The sequence below is a fragment of the Lysobacter terrestris genome (assembly GCF_014489475.1).
Lineage (GTDB): Bacteria > Pseudomonadota > Gammaproteobacteria > Xanthomonadales > Xanthomonadaceae > Agrilutibacter > Agrilutibacter terrestris.
The window spans coordinates 1,265,683-1,283,442 of the sequence record NZ_CP060820.1 but is presented as its reverse complement, the minus strand read 5'-3'; the positions used below and the strand labels follow the sequence as shown (position 1 = coordinate 1,283,442).

Annotated in this window: 18 protein-coding genes and 1 pseudogene; 4 read left to right on the top strand and 15 right to left on the bottom strand. The window is 71.5% G+C overall.

Annotated elements, in window-relative coordinates:
• Positions 1 to 55 precede the first annotated feature (55 nt).
• The gene (locus H8B22_RS06025; protein WP_187713198.1) at positions 56 to 1,537 is read left to right on the top strand and encodes a S41 family peptidase; all 1,482 of its coding nucleotides are present in this window, start codon (positions 56 to 58) and stop codon (positions 1,535 to 1,537) included.
• Positions 1,534 to 1,707, top strand: coding sequence for a hypothetical protein (locus H8B22_RS06020; protein ID WP_187713197.1), 174 nt, complete (start codon positions 1,534 to 1,536; stop codon positions 1,705 to 1,707). Before H8B22_RS06025 ends, H8B22_RS06020 begins: the two co-directional genes overlap by 4 nt.
• Before the next feature lie 2 nt (positions 1,708 to 1,709).
• On the opposite strand, the gene H8B22_RS06015 is transcribed toward H8B22_RS06020, so the two are convergent.
• The 11 genes from H8B22_RS06015 to H8B22_RS05965 all read right to left on the bottom strand — a co-directional run bounded on the left by H8B22_RS06015 (position 1,710) and on the right by H8B22_RS05965 (position 11,321).
• A complete protein-coding gene (locus H8B22_RS06015) occupies positions 1,710 to 2,276 on the bottom strand; it encodes a lipocalin family protein (protein ID WP_187713196.1) in 567 nt (188 codons plus the stop codon).
• The gene (locus H8B22_RS06010; protein ID WP_187713195.1) at positions 2,273 to 3,373 is read right to left on the bottom strand and encodes an SAM-dependent methyltransferase; all 1,101 of its coding nucleotides are present in this window, start codon (positions 3,371 to 3,373) and stop codon (positions 2,273 to 2,275) included. Before H8B22_RS06010 ends, H8B22_RS06015 begins: the two co-directional genes overlap by 4 nt.
• Complete coding sequence (locus tag H8B22_RS06005) at positions 3,370 to 4,137, bottom strand: DUF1295 domain-containing protein (protein ID WP_187713545.1); 768 nt, start codon at positions 4,135 to 4,137, stop codon at positions 3,370 to 3,372. The genes H8B22_RS06010 and H8B22_RS06005 overlap by 4 nt, the downstream gene beginning before the upstream one ends.
• Before the next feature lie 11 nt (positions 4,138 to 4,148).
• Positions 4,149 to 4,688, bottom strand: a complete 540-nt coding sequence (locus tag H8B22_RS06000) for a DUF2878 domain-containing protein (protein ID WP_187713194.1) — start codon at positions 4,686 to 4,688, stop codon at positions 4,149 to 4,151.
• A 1-nt stretch (position 4,689) separates the two neighbouring features.
• The gene (locus H8B22_RS05995; RefSeq protein WP_187713193.1) at positions 4,690 to 5,979 is read right to left on the bottom strand and encodes an SAM-dependent methyltransferase; all 1,290 of its coding nucleotides are present in this window, start codon (positions 5,977 to 5,979) and stop codon (positions 4,690 to 4,692) included.
• On the bottom strand, positions 5,976 to 6,791 hold the full coding sequence (locus H8B22_RS05990; RefSeq protein ID WP_225876293.1) for a DUF1365 domain-containing protein: 816 nt from the start codon (positions 6,789 to 6,791) through the stop codon (positions 5,976 to 5,978). The genes H8B22_RS05995 and H8B22_RS05990 overlap by 4 nt, the downstream gene beginning before the upstream one ends.
• The gene (locus H8B22_RS05985; RefSeq protein WP_187713192.1) at positions 6,776 to 8,086 is read right to left on the bottom strand and encodes an NAD(P)/FAD-dependent oxidoreductase; all 1,311 of its coding nucleotides are present in this window, start codon (positions 8,084 to 8,086) and stop codon (positions 6,776 to 6,778) included. Before H8B22_RS05985 ends, H8B22_RS05990 begins: the two co-directional genes overlap by 16 nt.
• A 1-nt stretch (position 8,087) precedes the next feature.
• Positions 8,088 to 9,038 carry an acyl-CoA desaturase gene (locus H8B22_RS05980; protein ID WP_187713191.1) on the bottom strand — a complete coding sequence of 317 codons (951 nt, stop codon included), beginning with the start codon at positions 9,036 to 9,038 and terminating at the stop codon, positions 8,088 to 8,090.
• A 63-nt stretch (positions 9,039 to 9,101) separates the two neighbouring features.
• Complete coding sequence (locus H8B22_RS05975; RefSeq protein WP_187713190.1) at positions 9,102 to 9,872, bottom strand: anti-sigma factor; 771 nt, start codon at positions 9,870 to 9,872, stop codon at positions 9,102 to 9,104.
• A complete protein-coding gene (locus H8B22_RS05970) occupies positions 9,869 to 10,441 on the bottom strand; it encodes a sigma-70 family RNA polymerase sigma factor (protein WP_187713189.1) in 573 nt (190 codons plus the stop codon). The genes H8B22_RS05975 and H8B22_RS05970 overlap by 4 nt, the downstream gene beginning before the upstream one ends.
• A 106-nt stretch (positions 10,442 to 10,547) precedes the next feature.
• A complete protein-coding gene (locus H8B22_RS05965) occupies positions 10,548 to 11,321 on the bottom strand; it encodes a hypothetical protein (RefSeq protein ID WP_187713188.1) in 774 nt (257 codons plus the stop codon).
• 122 nt (positions 11,322 to 11,443) lie between these two features.
• On the opposite strand from H8B22_RS05965, the gene H8B22_RS05960 reads away from it, so the two are divergent.
• Positions 11,444 to 12,835 (top strand): cryptochrome/photolyase family protein, encoded by a 1,392-nt coding sequence (locus H8B22_RS05960; RefSeq protein WP_187713187.1) that lies wholly within the window; start codon positions 11,444 to 11,446, stop codon positions 12,833 to 12,835.
• 184 nt (positions 12,836 to 13,019) lie between these two features.
• Here the strand turns inward: H8B22_RS05960 and grxD are convergent, their stop codons facing one another.
• Positions 13,020 to 13,949, bottom strand: a complete 930-nt coding sequence (gene grxD / locus H8B22_RS05955) for a Grx4 family monothiol glutaredoxin (protein ID WP_187713186.1) — start codon at positions 13,947 to 13,949, stop codon at positions 13,020 to 13,022.
• A 93-nt stretch (positions 13,950 to 14,042) separates the two neighbouring features.
• Between grxD and H8B22_RS05950 the strand changes: the two are divergent.
• Positions 14,043 to 14,795, top strand: a pseudogene (locus H8B22_RS05950) (polysaccharide deacetylase family protein); the annotation flags it as partial.
• Positions 14,796 to 15,012: 217 nt separating this feature from the next.
• Here the strand turns inward: H8B22_RS05950 and H8B22_RS05945 are convergent.
• The 3 genes from H8B22_RS05945 to H8B22_RS05935 all read right to left on the bottom strand — a co-directional run bounded on the left by H8B22_RS05945 (position 15,013) and on the right by H8B22_RS05935 (position 17,674).
• A complete protein-coding gene (locus H8B22_RS05945) occupies positions 15,013 to 15,684 on the bottom strand; it encodes a methyltransferase domain-containing protein (protein ID WP_407060841.1) in 672 nt (223 codons plus the stop codon).
• A 26-nt stretch (positions 15,685 to 15,710) separates the two neighbouring features.
• The gene (locus tag H8B22_RS05940) at positions 15,711 to 16,337 is read right to left on the bottom strand and encodes an SGNH/GDSL hydrolase family protein (RefSeq protein WP_187713183.1); all 627 of its coding nucleotides are present in this window, start codon (positions 16,335 to 16,337) and stop codon (positions 15,711 to 15,713) included.
• An 86-nt stretch (positions 16,338 to 16,423) separates the two neighbouring features.
• Positions 16,424 to 17,674, bottom strand: a complete 1,251-nt coding sequence (locus tag H8B22_RS05935; protein WP_187713182.1) for an aminotransferase class I/II-fold pyridoxal phosphate-dependent enzyme — start codon at positions 17,672 to 17,674, stop codon at positions 16,424 to 16,426.
• Positions 17,675 to 17,760: the final 86 nt, after the last annotated feature.

Genomic DNA, 17,760 nt, shown 5'->3' with positions numbered 1-17,760 from the left:
CACGGCCGGCGCCGCGCGGTACAGTCGCCGCGGACCGACCTGCTGGAGTGCATCGATGCGCGCGCTGACCCTCGTGCTGCCGCTGTTGCTCGCCCTCGCCGGCCTGGCGCGTGCGGCGGATGCGCCGTTGCCGCGGATCCAACCCGAGGCGCTGCGATCCGACGTGGACCTGTTGCAACAGGCCTTCGAAGCGCTGCATCCCGGCCTGTATCGCTACCGCACGCCGCGCCAGGTGCGCGCGGACCTCGCCAGGCTGCGCGCGGAATTCGACCAGCCGCGCGGCGTCGACGAAGCCTACCTCGCGTTGACCCGCTTCTCCGCCGCGCTGCGTTGCGGCCACACCTACCCCAACTTCCACAACCAGAGCCGCGCGGTGCAGCAGGCGCTGTTCGAGCGCGACGACCGGGTGCCGTTCCGCCTGCGCTGGCTGGACGGCGCCATGGTGGTCACCCGCGACTACTCCGGGCATGCGGCCATGCGTCCCGGCACGCGCGTGCTGGCGATCGACGGCGTGGCCGCGGCGGACCTGCTGGCGCGCATGCTGCCGCTGACCCGCGCCGACGGCGGCAACGACGCCAAGCGCATGGCCCAGCTGGACATGCGGGGCAACGACCAGTACGAGACCTTCGACATCCTGCTGTCGCTGCTGCAGCCGGCCGCCGGCGGCCAGCGCCGTTACCGGGTGCAGGCGCCCGGGGCGGCGGCGCCGGTTGAACTGGAGCTGCCCTCGCTGAGCTACGCCGCACGCCTGGCCCAGCGCGACGTGCCCGACACCAAGGGCGACGCGCCCGCTTGGACGCTCGATCTGGGCGATCCCGCATTCGCGGTGCTGCGCATGCCCTCGTGGGCGCTGTACGACAGCCGCTGGGACTGGCAGGGGTTCCTCGCGCAGTCGTTCGCGACGCTGGTGGCGCGGCGCGCGCCGGCGCTGGTGATCGACCTGCGCGGCAACGAGGGCGGGCTCGACATCGGCGACGAACTGCTCGCGCACCTGGCGCAGCGTCCGCTGGCGCTGCCGGCCTACCGTCGGCTGGTGCGCTATCGTGCGGTACCCGCTGCGCTGGTCCCCTACCTGGATACCTGGGACCCCTCGTTCAAGGACTGGGGCGCGGCCGCGCGGCCGTACGACGCGCGCTACTTCGAGCTGCGCCGCGATGGCGACGACGATGGCAGCGGCATCGCCCCGCGGGCGCCGCGCTATGCCGGGCGCGTGTTCGTGCTCACCGATGCCGCCAACAGCTCGGCCACCTTCCAGTTCGCCCTGCAGGCCCGGCGTTCGGGGCTGGCGACCCTGGTTGGCCAGGCCACCGGGGGCAACCGCCGCGGCATCAACGGTGGCGCGTTCTTCTTCCTGCGGCTGCCGGGCAGTGGCCTGGAGATGGACCTGCCCCTGATCGGCCGGTTCCCGGTCGCGCCCGAACCCGACGCCGGCGTCGACCCGGACATCGCCGTCGCGCTCACGGCGGACGACATCGGCAACGGACGCGATGCGGCGCTGGCGGCGGTGCGCGCCGCGTTGCAGGAGGCGCCGCGATGACGAAGCGCAAGCCACCGCCGTGGCGGCAGCCGAACCCGCGCAAGGGCAAACCCGCGCGGCCGCTCAGTGAGAGCCAGAAGGCGGCGGCGCGGCAGCGCGCCGAAGCCGCCGGGCGCCGCTATCCCAACCTGGTCGACAACCTGTGGGCGGCGCGGCTGCCGCCGGACTGAAATCAGCGCGACGGCAGCGCAGGGCGGTCGTTGCGCATCTCCGGCCAGCGCTGCGGCACGCGACGGACCCCATCGAGCCGATAGCCCATCGCCTCCAGCCGGTCCAGCAGGGCTTCGTATTCGACCTCGGGAATGCGAGGCGTGCGCGCCATGATCCAGGCGTAGTCGCGCTTGCTGCGGGCGATGATCGTGGTCCGGTAGTCCGGGTCCAGGTAGGCGATCACGTACTCGGCCCGCACCGGCCATACGAACTGCATGCCCCACACCGCGTTGCCGGTGCCGGGACGCACGTAGCCCACGGGCTGCATCGTCTTCAGCGGCGCGTCATGGCTGCCGCGGCGGAAGCGGAACGTGGTCCGCACGCGTCCGTGCGCGTCGAGCCGGTAGCTTTCCACCGCGTTGTAGGCATCGCGTTCCGGGCGACTGGGGACGTGGGCGATCACGTACCAGTCGCCCATGAAGCGCGGCAGGTCGACCGCGGCAACGGGGCGGACCGAAGGCGGCTCGTGCGCGCAGGCGGAGAGGGCCGCCGACAGGGCGAGGGCGAGCAAGGCGGACGGTGCGTTCATGCGCGCTCCTTGCGGCAGAAGCGGTAGTGCGCCACCAGCCACTCGCGGCCGTCGGCATGACCGAACAGCTCCGCGCATGCCATCCAGAACATCCGCCACCGCTGGAACCACAGCGGCGCGGCTTCGCCATAGGCCGCGCGCAGCACCGGCATCAGTGCGTCGCGTTGCTGGTCCTGGCGCTCGAGCCACTGGTTGGCGGTGCGCTCGTAATGCGTGCCATCCACCAGCCACCGTGCCTCCAGGCGCAGGTCATCCTGGAAGAACGCCAGCGTGTCCGCCGAAGGCATCAGGCCCCCGGTGAAGAAATGTCGCCCCATCCAGTTGTCCGTTCCGGCCGACTCGAACGGGTACAGGAGGGTGCGATGGCAGAAGATGTGCACGAACAGTTTCCCGCCCGGCCGCAACCAGGTGCCGATGCGCGCCAGCAGCGTGGCGTAGTTGCGCACGTGTTCGAACATCTCGATCGACACGCAGCGGTCGAAACCCGCGGGCTCCAGCACGAGCTCGGTGACGTCGCGGGTCAGCACGCGCACGTTGCCGAGGCCCAGCTCGGCGCAGCGGCCTTCGATGAACTCGCGCTGCGACCTGGAGTTGGACACCGCGGTGACCCGGGCATGCGGATAGCGCTGCGCCATCCACAGCGTCAGCGAGCCCCAGCCGCACCCCAGCTCCAGGATGTCCTGTCCGTCGGCCAGCCCGGCGCGTTCCGCGTACAGCGACAGCATCGCCTCCTCGGCCTGCGCCAGCGTCTCGTCGCCATTCTCGTAGTAGCACGCGGAGTACTTCAGGCGCGGCCCCAGGCAGTGCTGGAAGAACGCGGGCGGCAGCTCGTAGTGCTGGCGGTTGGCGGCGTCGGCGTGGATCGCGACCGGGCTGGCCCGCAGTGCCGCCAGCTGGCGCGCGAAGCGTTCCGACTGTGCCTGGACGCTGTCCGCGCATTCGCTGCGCAGCCGTTGCGCACACAGGCGGCGGATGCCCCAGCGCACCAGCGCGTCGGGTAACAGGCCGCGTTCGGCCAGCCCCAGCAGGCCGGGCGCGGGTGCATCGGTGGCGAGTTCGCGCGGATCGCGTTCAAGGGCTGTGCTTGCGGAGGTCATCGGTCGTTCCTCGGGAACCAGGGAAACAGCATTGGCGTGGTGCGCTGGTAGCGGCGGTAGTCTTCCCCCCGCGTGCGCAGCGCCTGCGCTTCGGTGAAGGGAATGCCACTGAGCCAGCGCAGGAAAACGAACATCACCACCGGTCCGGACCACGCCAGCCAGGCCAGCGGGGAGCCGACCGCGAGCAGGACATAGGCGAACCAGTGCAGCCATTCGAAGAAGTAGTTGGGATGGCGCGAGTAGCGCCACAGCCCGGTGCGGCAGGTGCGTCCGCGATTGCGTGGATCGCGGCGGAAGCGCGCCAGCTGCGCATCGGCGATGCCCTCGCCGGCGACGCTGCCCACCCACACGGCCACGCCCGCCCACCACCACGCCGTCGCGGCGTCGACCGGGTTGCGCGCGACGGCGACGAACGGCACCGCGAACAACACCACCAGCGCGGCCTGGAACTGGAAGAACGCGAACCAGCGGGCACCGCCGTCGCCCCAGCGCGCGCGCAGCTGCGCATAGCGGCCATCCTCGCTTTCGCTGCGCACCCGCCGCCACAGGTGGTAGGCCAGGCGCATGCCCCACGCGCCGCCCAGCAGGGCAACCGTCAGCCGAGGCCAGCGCGCACCATCCGAAAGCGCCGCCACCAGCACGGCCGCGCCGCCGACGCCCGCCGCCCACAGCACGTCGACGATGCCGGCGTTGCGCCGGCGCTGCTGCCAGACCCAGCCGGCGGCCTGCATCAGGGCCGCCAGGCCCCACACCACGAGCAGCACCGCGCCCGGCGTCACGACGGCTCCTCCGCGGTGGCCGCTCGCACGGGCTGCCACGACTGCGCCAGGTGGCCGAGCAGGGCCAGGACCAGGGCCCACGCCACCGCCAGCATGACTACGCCGCGCGCCGGCGGCGTCGCGAAGGTCACCGCACCGAAGCCGCGCTCCGCCGCGAGATAGGCGGCCGGGCCGCCCAGCGCGCCCACCGCCGCGGCCCACGCCGGGCGCCCTTGCAGGAAGCGCAACGAGTGGTTGATGGTGAGCGCGAACGCCGCCCACACCGCCAGGATCCAGGCCGGTGCGAGCAGCGCAGGATCCGGCGTGGCGTAGCGCAGCCAGCCGGAGGCCGCCAGGGTGCCATCCAGGATCACCCCTAGCGCGACGGCCACGGCGAGCAGGCGCAGGTCGCTCGCCCGGTGTTGCGAGGCCAGCCACTGCGCCGCTACGAACACCGCGGCGGCGGCCAGCGCCCAATACGCACGTCCATGGGCGGCGCCGGTCACGGCGATGATCCACACGGCCTGGTAGCCGACGGCATTGGCGAGGGCGCGCATGTCAGGCCTCGATCGACCGCGGCCCGGCCGCGTCGAGCAGTTGCCCGGCTTCGCGCTGGCCGGGGCGGGCGAACAGCAGGTGCGCAACGCCGATCGCGCGCTCGCGGAACCCACCCTCGCAGTAGGCCAGGTAGAACTCCCACAGGCGCACGAAGCGCGCGTCGAAGCTCTGCGCGCGCACCGCCGGCAGGTTGGCCATGAAGCGTTCGCGCCACGCCTGCAGCGTGCGCGCGTAGGACGCGCCGAAGTCCTCCAGTTGCAACAGGGCGAGGTCGCAGCTGCGCGTCTTTGCGGCGAGCAGCGCGTTGATCGACGGGATGAAGGATCCGGGGAACACATGCCGCTTGATGAAGTCGACCGAGTGCAGGGCGCGTTCGTAGCGGTGGTCCTCGATGGTGATGGCCTGGAGCAGCGCCAGCCCGTCGGGCTTCAGCAGGCCGGCCACGCGCTCGAAGTACGTGTCCAGGTACGGCGCGCCGATCGCCTCGACCATCTCGATCGACACCAGCTTGTCGTACTGGCCGCGCAGGTCGCGATAATCCTCCAGCAGCACGCTGACCCGGTCCTGCAATCCCGCTTGCGCCACCCGTTGGCAGGCAAGCGCGTGTTGCTCGCGCGAGATCGTGGTCGTGGTGACGTGGCAGCCGTGGCGCGCCGCGGCATGCACGGCGAAGCCGCCCCAGCCGCTGCCGATCTCGACCACGCGGTCGCCTGGCTGCAGGCGCAGCTTGCGGCAGATCGCCTCCAGCTTGCGCGTCGAGGCCGCCTCCAGCGTGTCGTCCGCGTCCGTGAACAGCGCCGAGGAATACATCAGGTCCGGCGACAGGAACAGCGCGAAGAACTCATTGCCCAGATCGTAGTGCGCGGCGATGTTGCGGCGCGCGCCGGCGCGGGTATTGCGGCGCAGGGCATGGAGCGCGCGCAGCACGCCGCCGCCGAGCCGCGCGGTGCCCGACTCCATGCGATCGAGCAGGTCGCGGTGGCGGACCAGCAGCCGCACCAGTCCGACCAGGTCGCTGCAGTCCCACAGGCCGTCCATGTAGGCCTCCGCGGCGCCGACGCTGCCGTTGCGCGCGATCGCGCGGTAGAACCCGGGGTCGTGCACCGTGACCTCCAGCGGCATCGCTCCTGCGACGCCTTCGCCCAGGACGACCTCGCCAACCGCATCGGCCAGCCGCAACGGCTGCCCGCGCAGCCCGGACAACTGCGCGAGCACGCGCGCGCGCAGGACGCGGTCGAGTCCACTGTAGGAAGCGCGTGGCAGCGCCGCGGTGTCGGCCCGTTCGTTCATTGGTGCCCTCGTGGCTGGGTATGGGTATGGGTATGTGGATGGGTATGCACCGGCGTGCGCTTCAGCCACAGGCGCAGGGCCTGCCAGTGGATCGCGCCCACGACCTGCGCGGTCATGGCGGGATAGCGCCACAGCACCCGCGCGAGTGACGCACGGCCAAGCGGTCGTCGCTGCAGGCGCAGGCTGGCGTCGAACTCGCGTTGGCCGCCGCACAGCACGTCCATGTGCACGTGCAGGTCGTCGCCGGGCGGAGTGAAGGACCAGTGGTAGTCGCGTTCCATCGCCATGAACGGCGAGACATGGAAGCGCTTGCCGAACTCCCAGTGCAGCGCGCGGCCGAGCGGTCGCGCCGCGTCCACCGGCAGCACGTAGGCATGGCGCTCGCGCCAGGGCGTGTTGGTGATCTCCGCGACGATCGCCTCGAGCCTCCCGCGCGCGTCGTGGCAGTAGTAGAAGCTCACCGGATTGAACACGTGGCCGAAATAGCGCAGGTGCGTGAGCAGGCGGATCGCGCCGTCCGGCCGGCGCCCGGTGGCCGTTTCGACGCGATCGCGCACCGCCTGCGCGAGCGGCACGCCGGGCGGGCCCAGATAGTCGCTGCGGCGGAACTCGGCGAGGTTGCGCCGCTGGCTCGACCACAGCCAGCGGCCGGCGAACACCCGGTCGATCTCGTCCAGGTCCAGGTACAACTGCGCGATGCGATAGCCGAACGCGTGCGCGCGCGGCATGCAGCGCCGATGCACGACCGTGCCCTCGTACACGGCGCTGTGCAACGGCGTGGAAGGCGATGGCGCGGTCAGGACTGCGGCCACAGCGCGGGCACTCCCCTGGGGTCGATCGTGATGGACGCAGGGGCGGGCCGCGGGGCCCAGGCGACGCCCAGCGCCTGCGCGACGTCCACCGCGCTGCGCATGCCGTCCTCGTGGAAGCCCCAGCCCCAGTACGCGCCGGCGAACCAGGTGCGGCGGCGGCCCTGGATCTCGGCACGGCGGGCCTGAGCCGCCACCGATGCGGTGGTGTAGACCGGGTGGCTGTAGCGCATGCGCCGCAGGATCCGCGCGGGATCGATCGCCGCGGTACGGTTGAGCGAGACCACCAGGGGTTGCGGTGTCTCCAGGCCCTGCAGCAGGTTCATGCAATAGCTGACGGTGCACGCATCCGCAGGATCGCGCGGCACGTGCGCATTCCACGCGGCCCAGGCCTTGCGGTTGCGCGGCAGCAGCCGGGCGTCGGTATGCAGCACGGTTTCGTTGTCCTGGTAGCCGATCGAGGCCAGGATGCTGGCTTCGCGCTCGTCCGCGTCGGCGAGCAGTGCCAGGGCCTGGTCGCTGTGGCAGGCAAGGACGACGTGGTCGAACTTCTCCATGTGCGTGTCGGTGACCACCTCCACGCCTTCAGCGTCGCGACGCAGCAGGCGCACCGGCGTCTGCCGGCGGACCTCGACCCGCCAGTGGCGCTCCATCGCGCGGACATAGCTGGCCGACCCGCCGCAGACCACGCGCCACTGCGGGCGCGCGCGCACCTGCAGCATCTCGTGGTTGGCCATGAACTGCGCGAGGTAGCGCGCGGGGAATTCCAGCACCTGCCGCGTCGGCGACGACCACAGCGCCGATGCCATTGGCACCAGGTGCTCGTCGCAGAACGCATCGCCAAAGCCCTCGCGCGCAAGGAATTCGCCGAGCGTCGGGCCAGGATCGTTGCCCTCGAGCAGGTGCGGGGCGATGCGGTAGAAGTGCAGCAGGTCGCGCAGCATGCCCCAGAACCGCGGCGATACCAGGTTGCGGCGCTGGCAGAACAACGCATCGAGGGAGGTCGCGTTGTACTCGACCCCGCTGGCCTCGCTGTGCACCGAGAAGCTCATCGTCGTGGCCCGGGTGGCAACGCCTAGTTCGTCCAGCAACCCGGTGAACAGGGGGTAGTGCGCGCGGTTGTGGACGATGAAGCCGCTGTCCACCGCGTAAGTGCGCCCGTCCATTTCGATCGCATGGGTATGCGTGTGCCCGCCGAGGTAATCGTTGGCCTCGAACAGCACCACCTCGTGCGCACGCGACAGCAACCAGGCCGATGCCAGCCCGGCGATGCCCGCGCCGACCACCGCGATGCGCATGTCAGCGCTTCCCCGCCCGGGCCAGCACCCACGCGGGCACCGGCTTGAGATCGCGCACCAGTCCGACCGCCGCCATCGCGCGCAACAGGTACCAGCTCAGGTCGACTTCCCACCAGCGGAAGCCCTGGCGCGCCGAACCGGGGAAGAAATGGTGGTTGTTGTGCCAGCCCTCGCCGAAGGTCAGCAGCGCCAGCCAGGCGTTGTTGCGGCTGTCGTCGCGGGTTTCGAAGCGGCGGCTTCCGAAGCGGTGCGCCAGCGAATTTATGGTCACCGTGGCGTGGAACAGAACCACGGTCGAGACGAAGAACCCCCACACCAGCAGCTGCGGGCCGTTCGTCGCCAGCTGCGGCGCGCTCCGTTCCAGCACCGCGCCCAACGCGTACAGGCCCGCGGCCAGCGCAACCGGCACCACGGTGTCGTAGCGGTCGAGCCAGCGCAGCTCGGGGTAGCGGGCCAGATCCGGCACGCGCTCCCAGTCGGTACGGAAGCCGTCGCGGGTGAGGAACCAGCCCGCGTGGCTCCACAGGAAACCGTGCACGCCGGGCGAGTGGGGATCCAGCGCAGTGTCGGCATGGCGGTGGTGGTTGCGGTGGTGCGCCGCCCACCACATCGGGCCACGTTGCACGCAGGCCGACCCGATCACCGCGAACACGAACTGCACCGCGCGCGAGGTGCGGAAGGTGCGATGCGCGAAGTAGCGGTGGTAGAACGCCGTCAGGGCGAACATGCGCACCGCGTACAGCGCCGCGGCGATCCACAGCGCCGTTGCCGACACGCCGACCGCGAGTACGCCCAGGCAGGCCAGGTGCATGGCGATGAAAGGTGCGGCACGCAGCCAGTCGATGCGCGAGCCGACGTCGGCTTCGCCGTCCCGCGCGGCGGGCGCCGCGGTATCGAACCAGCGCCGCACCGTCGCCAGCGCCCGCGCCGCGCCTCTGGGATTGCCTGACATGCTCGCTCCATTGATCGGGACTACCGGCTATACGTCGCCGGTGCCCCGATGGATGCAGCAGGATCAGATCTGCCGGATGCCGCCCTGGGCGACCACCGGCCCGGTCGGCGCGGCGTGCGGAATGCCGGCCTCGGGCTCCAGCGTCACCGCGAAGGTGGCGCCCACCGCCACCGCAGCGCGCGCGGCGGCGGGAATCTGGATCGTGTGCGCCTTCTCGTTGGAGACGAAGCCCAGGGATATCGGGGCGCCGCCCGCCGGGATGATCCACAGCTCGTTGACGCGTCCGGTGGCGTCGGCCGGCACGGGCACGGGCACCATCAGCACCTTGCCGCGCGCGGCGTCGAGCGTGGCGATCCAGCCAGTCGAACCATCGCCGCGGGCCAGCACGGTCACCGGCCGCGCCGCTTGTTCCTCGCCCGGCGGCTGCACGGCTACCGGTGGCGGCAGGCTCGGGGCCGGCAGCCGCGTCCGCAGGCCGAACACCGTTGCGCCGATGCCCGCCGCAACCGCAAGGCCCGCCGCCGCGCGCCAGAAACCGACGCGGTCCCACGCACGGACCGGCATGGCCCGCTCCGACGACCACCCCAGTCGGGCGCGGATGCGCGGCCACACCGACAGCGACGGTGCGACCGCATCCACGCGCAGCAGCCACGGGGCGAAATGTGCCTCCCAGCGGTCGACCCAGTGTGCGAAATGCGGGTCGGACGTAATCCGCGCCTGCGCCTGGCCGCGCTCGCGCGCGTCGAGCACGCCCAGGACGTACTCGCCGGCCTCGACCTCGTCGCCGGGCGGCCGCGGGGATTCCTCGTCGAAACGTTCGTTGGGCAGGTTCATCGTTCCAGGCACGCGCGCAGTTGCAGGAGACCACGGCGGATCCAGCTCTTCACCGAACCCAGGGGCGAGCCCGAGCGACGCGCGAGTTCGTCGTAGCTGACCCCTTCGAAAAATGCGGTGCGGATCAGCGACTGCCGCCGCGCATCCAGTTGGCGCATGCAATCGTCCAATTGCACCCGGTCAGTGACGACCTCCGCCAGCGCCGCCGGGCCGGGCGAGGCATCGGCGGCGAGTTCGACGAGCTCGACCGGCGCTCGCAATGCCGGCGCGGGCAGGTGGCGCAGGCGGTCGATCGCACGGTGGCGCGCGATGCTGCCCAGCCACGCCATCGCGCGTGCCCGCTGCGCATCAAACTGCGCGGCCTTGCTCCACACCGAAACGTAAACCTCCTGCAGCACCTCTTCCGCCTCGCTGCGGTCCGCCAGCACGCGCATGCACACGCCCAGCAGCGTGCTGGACGTGGTCCGGTACAGGGCCTCGAATGCGCTGCGGTCGCCGCGGGCCACGTCCCGCAGCAGGGCGGCGACCAGGTCGGCCTCTTCGATCGCGTGCACCGCCGTGTCGTCCATTCCCCATCCTCCGGGCCACATGCGGGCCATGCGTCGGTGCGACGCCCGCGCGTTATGCCACGCCCGGCGCCAGGGTGCCAACCGGGCAGAGGGGGGCGTGCCCGGGTCAGATCGTGCAGCGGCCATCGAGCGGCTCGCGCAGGGCTCGCGTCAGTCCGGCAGGTTCCGCTGCCGCGCGCAGGTGATCGGGGAACTCGATCCGGACCGGCAGCGGCCGGCCACGGGCGTCGCGAATGCTGCCGATGCCGTCGAATCGGGACAGCCAGCCATCGCGGCCGCGGTACCGGACCCGGGTTTCCGGCGCGGCGAAGCCGTACCAGGCGTCCAGCCGCATCGCGAACACGGTGTCGCCCTGGTCGCCCGCGTCCGCCGGCAGGCGGCGCAGTTGCACCGGCAGCAACGCGGTGCGGGCCGGCAGCAGGAAACTCGCGGACAGGGCCGCTCCGGGCGCGAGGCGCATCCCGTCGCGGCGGACCAGCGCATCGAAGCCGGCATCGACCACCGCCGTCGCCGGCAGGGTCAGCACGCGCCAGCGCGCGGGGACACGGGCATGGTCCTGGCGGAACACTTCGCGCCTGCCGCCGCGGGTACGCACCCCCTCGCGATAGCCGTCGCGGGCGTCATACAGCTCGAAGTCGGGCGCGATCGCGCTGGGACGGTCGCGCACCAGCTTGCGCGCGAACGCAGCGCCATCCGGGCATCGGTACAGCACCAGGCGCGTGGCGATACCGTTCTCTTCATAGCGCCAGTGCTCTTCGCGATAGGCGAGGGCGGTGCCGGCGGGGACACGGAAGGCCAGGCCCTCGTAGCGTTCGACCGCGAGCGTCGGGGCGGCCGCCAGGAGGATTGCCAGCGACAGCGTCGGGGGGCAGATACGCATCAGGGGGGCGCTCCGGTTAAGGTTCGCCTCTCATACGGCGCCGGGCGGCGCGCGGATGCGGGGCGGATGCGTACACCCCCGCCGCGTGCGGCATCGGTGCCGGCTTCAGGCGAGACCCCCGCATGCCCCACGCCCTGGTCTGGTTCCGCAACGACCTGCGCCTCGCCGACAACCCGGCGTTGCAGGCGGCCGTGCGCGCCGGCTTCGTGCCGGTGCCGGTCTACATCCATGCGCCGGACGAAGAGGGCGACTGGTCGCCCGGTGCGGCTTCCGATGCGTGGCGGCAACGTTCGTTGCAGGCGCTGGCGGCCGACCTGCAGGCACGCGGCTCGCGGTTGCAGGTGTTCCGCGGCGATTCGCTGGCCACGTTGCAACGGCTCGCGACGCAGGTGGGCGCCGAAGCCGTGTTCTGGAACCGGCGTTACGAGCCGGCGATCGAAGCGCGCGATGCCGGCATCAAGCGCACGTTGCGCCAGCAGGGCCTGCGCGCGGAAAGCCACAATGGCGCGCTGTTGTTCGAGCCCTGGCAGGTGCAGGGCAAGACCGGCGATCCGTATCGCGTGTTCACCCCGTTCTGGCGCACCGCGCAGGCGCAGTGGCGCCTGCCGGCGGCGAGCGAACCGCCCGAGCGCCTGCCCGCGCCGCCCGCATTGGAAGGCGCGGTCGATATCGCGGCGCTGGCACTCGCGCCGACGCTGCGCTGGGACGCGGGTTTCTGGGACGAGTGGACGCCCGGCGAAGCCGGCGCGGTGGCGGCCGCATCCGCCTTCGCCATGCAGGCGCTGGACGGCTACGGCGACGGACGCGACCGCCCGGATCGCCGCGGCACCTCGCGCCTGTCGCCGCACCTGCATTTCGGCGAGATCGCGCCGTGGCGGATCGTGCGCCTGCTCGAAGGCGTGGCCGTGGGTGAGGATCGCGAAGCCTACGTGCGCGAACTGGGCTGGCGCGAGTTCGCCCACCACGTGCTGCACCACTTCCCGCATACGCCGGAGGCCAACTTCAATCCACGCTTCGACGGATTCGCGTGGGCGCAACCGACCCCGCAACAACTGCAGGCGTGGCAGCACGGACGCACCGGTATTCCCATCGTCGATGCCGGCATGCGCGAGCTGTGGCACACCGGCTGGATGCACAATCGCGTGCGCATGATCGTGGCGAGCTTGCTGTGCAAGAACCTGCGCGTGCACTGGCGCGAAGGCGCGCGCTGGTTCTGGGACACGCTGGTCGACGCGGACCTGGCCAGCAATTCATTGGGCTGGCAGTGGGTCGCCGGCACCGGCGCGGACGCGGCGCCGTACTACCGCGTGTTCAATCCGGTGCTGCAGGCGCAGCGGTTCGATCCGGCCGGCGACTACATTGCGCGCTGGGTGCCGGAGCTGGCGTCGCTCGCGCCGGCGCAACGGCATGCGCCGTGGACCGGCACGATCCCGCGCGGCTACGTGCCGCCGATGGTCGACCTGGCGAAGAGCCGGCAGGCGGCGCTGGATGCGCTTGCGCGCAACGGGCGTTGAGCGATCTGCGTCGACGGCGCGCCATCCCCGGGTGCGGCTTCGCCTTACCCGGGCTACGAAGGCATGAATCGAAACCGTTGTAGCCCGGGTAAGCGCAGCGCACCCGGGATCCCTTCATAAGCGCAGCGCACCCGGGATCCCTTCATAAGCGCAGCGCACCCGGGATCCATTCATCGGGATCGCCTCAATACCGCGGCACGTGCGTATCGGCTTCCAGCGCCCACGCTTCGATCCCGCCTTCGACGTTGTAGACGTCGCGGAACCCCAGGCCGCGGAAATGCTCCGCCGCCTGCGCGCTGCGCCCGCCGTGGTGGCACAGGAACGCCAGCGGCGTGTCCTTGGGCAGGTTCTCCAGGTGCACCAGGCCTTCGCCGTCGAACACGGAGAACGGCACGTTCACCGCTGCCAGCGCGCGTTCCTCGGCAGGGCGCACGTCGACCAGGGTCAGCGAACCCGCGGCGGCGCGCGCGTGGGCTTCCACCACCGCCAGCACCTTCACTTTCGGCGGCGCGTTCGGGTTGTCGATGACCAGGCCGCGGCCGCGCTCGTCGTCGACCCAGTCGATGCTCATGCCCTGCGCGCGGCGCGCGCTGGCCATGTCGAACTGCGCGCGGATGCCGTCGTGTTCGATCGCGATCGCGTTGGCGTCCACCGCGCCCAGCTGCAGCTTGGCGTTGAAGCGCGCGTCGACGTCGACCTGCAGCGCATAGCCGTCGCCGGCATTGGCCAGCGCGTCGCGCAGCATCGCCGCGGCGGCCGGGGTGATGGTGATCGAAGGCGGGGTGCGGTCGGGCGCGGGCAGGCCGAGCAGCGAATGCAGTTCGCCCGAATTCACCATCTGCTCGATGATGTCGCTGCCGCCGACCAGGTCGCCGCCGACATACAGCTGCGGGATCGTCGGCCAGTCGCCGTAGGCCTTGATGCCTTCGCGGATCTCCGCATCGGCCAGCACGTCGACGTGGGCGTAGTCGACGTCGAGTGCCGCCAGCGCGGCGACGGCCTTGGCCGAGAAGCCGCATTGCGGCGCGCGTGGCTCGCCCTTCATGAACAGCACGACGCGGTTCGACTGCAGCAGGGATTCGATGCGCGAACGCAGCGCGGGGTCGAGGGACATGGGGGCTTCCGGAGCGGGGATGGGCGAATTTTACGCTTCGGCGCCGCTGCTTTCAGCGCGGTGCCGCGTTGCGTGGGATCGGCGCGGGCCGGCATGATCGCGGCCATGTCGCTGCATCGCCCCCCTCGCTACCCCCACGCCTGGATCCCCTGCCTGCTGCTGTCGCAGCTCGCGGTCGCGGTGGTGTGGTGGCGCCTGGGCTGGGCCTGGGGCCTGCCGGCGATGCTGCTGTCGCACCTGCCGTTCCTGTGGGGCACGCTGAAGCCGGATTCGCGCATGTTCAGCCCCGTGCTGCGGCGGCTGCCGGGCGCGGAGCAGCGCGTCTGGCTGACCATCGACGACGGCCCGTCCGACGACACCGCGGCCGTGCTCGACCTGCTTGATCGCCACCGCGCGCGCGCCACGTTCTTCGTCGTCGGCGAGCGCGCGCAGCAACGGCCGGAGCTGGTGCGCGAGATCGTCCGTCGCGGCCACGGCATCGGCAACCACAGCCAGGGCCATCCGCAGGCGTGGTTCTGGGCGCTGGGGCCGCACCGAATGCGCGAACAGGTCGCCGCCAACCAGGCCACGCTCGCGGCGATCACCGGCACCGCGCCGCGTTGGTTCCGCGCGGTCGTCGGCATGGCCAATCCGTTCGTGGCGGCGCCGCTGCGCGAACACGGCCTCGCCCGCGTGGCGTGGAGCGCGCGCGGCTTCGACGCACTGGCGTCGGATCCGCAGACGGTGGTGGCGCGGATCGAACGCGACCTCGCGCCCGGCGCGATCGTGCTGCTGCACGAAGGCGCGAAACACGGGCGCAACGTGGACACGCTGGCGCTGCTGCTGCAGCGGCTGGATGCGCTCGGCTACGGAACGCTGTTGCCGGAAGAGATCGAAGCTGCAGGGCCGACAGTTGATGCACAACCGCAGCATGCCATTCCCCTCGCCCCGCTTGCGGGGAGAGGGACCGCGTCGCGCAGCGACGCAGGGTGAGGGGTCGTCGCAAGAATCAGAAGCGCCCCTCATCTGCCCTTCGGGCATCTTCTCCCCGCAGGCGGGGAGAAGAACATCGGCGTAGCAACGCCTACAGCTTCGTCGCCACCACCCGCCAGTTGTTGAACGGCGTATCGCCGTACAGCGGGGTGAATTCCGCTTGCAGGCCCGCGGCATCGAAGCGGGCGCGCAACTGTTCCGCATCGGGATAGCGCGACGGCCCGGCATTCATCCAGCCCACCGCGCGCGAGAGCACGTCGACGGCGCGGGTGACACGTGCGCGACCGCTGCCGTCGGCCAGGCCGGTGCGGATCACCAGCTTCGCCCCGGGCACCAGCATCGCGATCGCCGCATCCAGCGCGCGCGCCTGCGCCTGCGGCGGGATGAACTGCAGCACGTCGAGCAATGCCACGCTGCCGCGATGCGTCGGGTATTCGCGCGCCAGGTCGATCGTGGCGAAATCCACGTCCGCCAGGCCCGCGCGCGACGCCGCGCGCCCGGCGCGGGCAACCTTGCCGGCATCGTTGTCGACACCGCGGTACGCCAGCGCGATGCCCTGCGCGCGCAGGGCGTGCGCGAGCAGGCCGAGCCCACAGCCCAGGTCGAGCAGCGGCGCCGTGGTTCCGCGCAGCGCATCGCACACGCCCGGGTACAGCGGATCGCTGCCGAGCTTGGCGCGGGTGTAGCAGTGGTCCCAGTAGTTGCCCCACGGCCGCGCGGGCAGGAAGGCGTTCGCGATCGCGCGCACCTGTTCGCGCGGCAGCGGCCGCGTCGCGCCCGCGCTGGCAGTCATTGCGCCAGCAGCTTGCGCGCGACCGGCAGCGCGGCCTGCGTCCACAGCGCGTACATCGCCGCCGAAGGGTGCAGCCCGTCGGCGGCGACCATGCCGGCTTCGGTGCCGTGTTCGCGTGATGCCGGAGTGATGTCGACGAAGGCCACGCCTTCCTTGCCGCACATGGTGCGCGCGGCGGCGTTGAAGGCGTCGATCTCGGCGCCGATCGTGGCCGCATCGCGCAGGTCGCTGGCGGCGAACGGGGTCACGCCCCAGTCGGGAATCGACAGCACCAGCACCCGGTCGGCGCGGCCGCGGGCGAAGCGGACCGCGCGCTGCAGCAGGGTGTGGAATTCCTCCGCGTACGCCACCGCGCTGCGGTTGCGGTACTGGTTGTTGACGCCGATCAGCAGCGAAACCAGGTCGAAGCTGCCCAGCGGCTCGGCCGAATCGATGCCCCAGTCGAGCTCGTCGGTGGTCCAGCCGGTGGTCGCGATGATGCGCGGGTCGGCGAGCGCGATGCCTTCCTCGCGCAGCGCGCGCGCGAGCTGCACCGGCCAGCGGCCGTCCTCGGGCACGGCTTCGCCGATGGTGTAGCTGTCGCCGAGGGCGAGATAACTGAGCGTGTCGTTGGCCGCGTCCATGGCGGCATTGTAGGGCGGGCCATGGCCCGCCGTGTCCACGCCGGATCGACGGTGCGGTGGCGGGCTTGAGCCCGCCTACGCCATCTTCACGCCACCGCGGCGCGGCGCGCCTGCGCCTGTTCCGCGTAGCGGTCCAGCACGCGTTCGATGCGGCGGAACACTTCGCGCAGGTCGTCCGGCTGCGGCAGCAGGGTGACGCGGAAGTGGTTGCGGTAGGGCACGTTGAAGCTCGAACCCGGCACCACCAGCACGTCCTCGGTTTCCAGCAGTTCCAGTGCGAAGCGGTGGTCGTCGAAGCCGACCGCGGCATCGCCGGTGACCGCCGGGAACGCGTACAGCGCGCCGGCCGGCGCGACCAGCTCCAGGTGCCGGCTCGCCGCGACGCTTTCGCTGACCGCGCGGCGCGCCTCGAACAGGCGCCCGCCCGGCAGGCACAGCGGGGTGATGGTGTCCTCGCCGTGCAGCGCCGCTTCGATCGCGAACTGGCCCGGCACGTTCGCGCACAGGCGCAGCGCGCCGAGCAGGTCCATGGCGTGGTGCAGGTCGCCGCTGGCGAGCGGGTCGCCGCTCAGCACCGCCCAGCCCACGCGCCAGCCGCAGGCGCGGTGCACCTTGGACAGGCCGCCGAACGACAGGCACGGCAGGTCGCCGGCGATCGGCGCGACCGGGGTGAAGGTCGCATCGTCGTACAGGATCGAGTCGTAGATCTCGTCGGCCATCAGCAGCAGCTTGTGGCGCTGGGCGACGGCGACGATCTTCTCCAGCAGCTCGCGCGGGTACGCGGCGCCGGTCGGGTTGTTGGGGTTGATCAGCACGATCGCGCGCGTGCGCGGCGACACCAGCGCCTCGATCTCCTCCGCGCTGGGGAGGAAGCCGTTTTCCGGCCGGCACTGGTAATAGACCGGGCGACCGTCATTGAGGATGGTCGCGGCGCTCCACAGCGGGTAGTCGGGCGAGGGCAGCAGCACCTCGTCGCCGGGGTTGAGCAGCGCGCGCAGCGACAGGTCGATCAGTTCGCTCACGCCGTTGCCGACGAACACGCGCTCCGGCGAGGCATTGGGCGTGCCGCGCTGCTTGTGGAAGGCGGCGATGGCCTCGCGCGCGGCCGGCAGGCCCTGCTGGTGGGTGTAGGGGTCGGTCTGCTCGATGCGCTGTGCGATCGCGCGCTGCAGGTGCTCCGGCGCGCGGAAGCCGAACGCGCCCGGGTTGCCGATGTTGAGCTTGATCTGCTTGCGGCCCTGGGCCTCCAGCTCGCGGGCGCGTCGCGCCAGTTCTCCGCGGATTTCGTAACGGACTTCGGACAGGCGTTCGCGGGTCTTCACGGGGGGCAGGGACATCGGCGCAGCAACGGAGGTGGGCGGGCCAGACTAGCGGAAAAATCCCGCGGATTCAGCGCGCCGGGGCGATTGCGCCGCATGAAAAC

Coding starts and splice junctions, on each gene's coding strand:
- H8B22_RS06025 (WP_187713198.1), top strand. CDS start 56: ATGCGCGCGCTGACCCTCGTGCTGCCGCTGTTGCTCGCCCTCGCCGGC.
- H8B22_RS06020 (WP_187713197.1), top strand. CDS start 1,534: ATGACGAAGCGCAAGCCACCGCCGTGGCGGCAGCCGAACCCGCGCAAG.
- H8B22_RS06015 (WP_187713196.1), bottom strand. CDS start 2,276: ATGAACGCACCGTCCGCCTTGCTCGCCCTCGCCCTGTCGGCGGCCCTC.
- H8B22_RS06010 (WP_187713195.1), bottom strand. CDS start 3,373: ATGACCTCCGCAAGCACAGCCCTTGAACGCGATCCGCGCGAACTCGCC.
- H8B22_RS06000 (WP_187713194.1), bottom strand. CDS start 4,688: ATGCGCGCCCTCGCCAATGCCGTCGGCTACCAGGCCGTGTGGATCATC.
- H8B22_RS05995 (WP_187713193.1), bottom strand. CDS start 5,979: ATGAACGAACGGGCCGACACCGCGGCGCTGCCACGCGCTTCCTACAGT.
- H8B22_RS05985 (WP_187713192.1), bottom strand. CDS start 8,086: ATGCGCATCGCGGTGGTCGGCGCGGGCATCGCCGGGCTGGCATCGGCC.
- H8B22_RS05980 (WP_187713191.1), bottom strand. CDS start 9,038: ATGTCAGGCAATCCCAGAGGCGCGGCGCGGGCGCTGGCGACGGTGCGG.
- H8B22_RS05975 (WP_187713190.1), bottom strand. CDS start 9,872: ATGAACCTGCCCAACGAACGTTTCGACGAGGAATCCCCGCGGCCGCCC.
- H8B22_RS05970 (WP_187713189.1), bottom strand. CDS start 10,441: ATGGACGACACGGCGGTGCACGCGATCGAAGAGGCCGACCTGGTCGCC.
- H8B22_RS05965 (WP_187713188.1), bottom strand. CDS start 11,321: ATGCGTATCTGCCCCCCGACGCTGTCGCTGGCAATCCTCCTGGCGGCC.
- H8B22_RS05960 (WP_187713187.1), top strand. CDS start 11,444: ATGCCCCACGCCCTGGTCTGGTTCCGCAACGACCTGCGCCTCGCCGAC.
- grxD (WP_187713186.1), bottom strand. CDS start 13,949: ATGTCCCTCGACCCCGCGCTGCGTTCGCGCATCGAATCCCTGCTGCAG.
- H8B22_RS05940 (WP_187713183.1), bottom strand. CDS start 16,337: ATGGACGCGGCCAACGACACGCTCAGTTATCTCGCCCTCGGCGACAGC.
- H8B22_RS05935 (WP_187713182.1), bottom strand. CDS start 17,674: ATGTCCCTGCCCCCCGTGAAGACCCGCGAACGCCTGTCCGAAGTCCGT.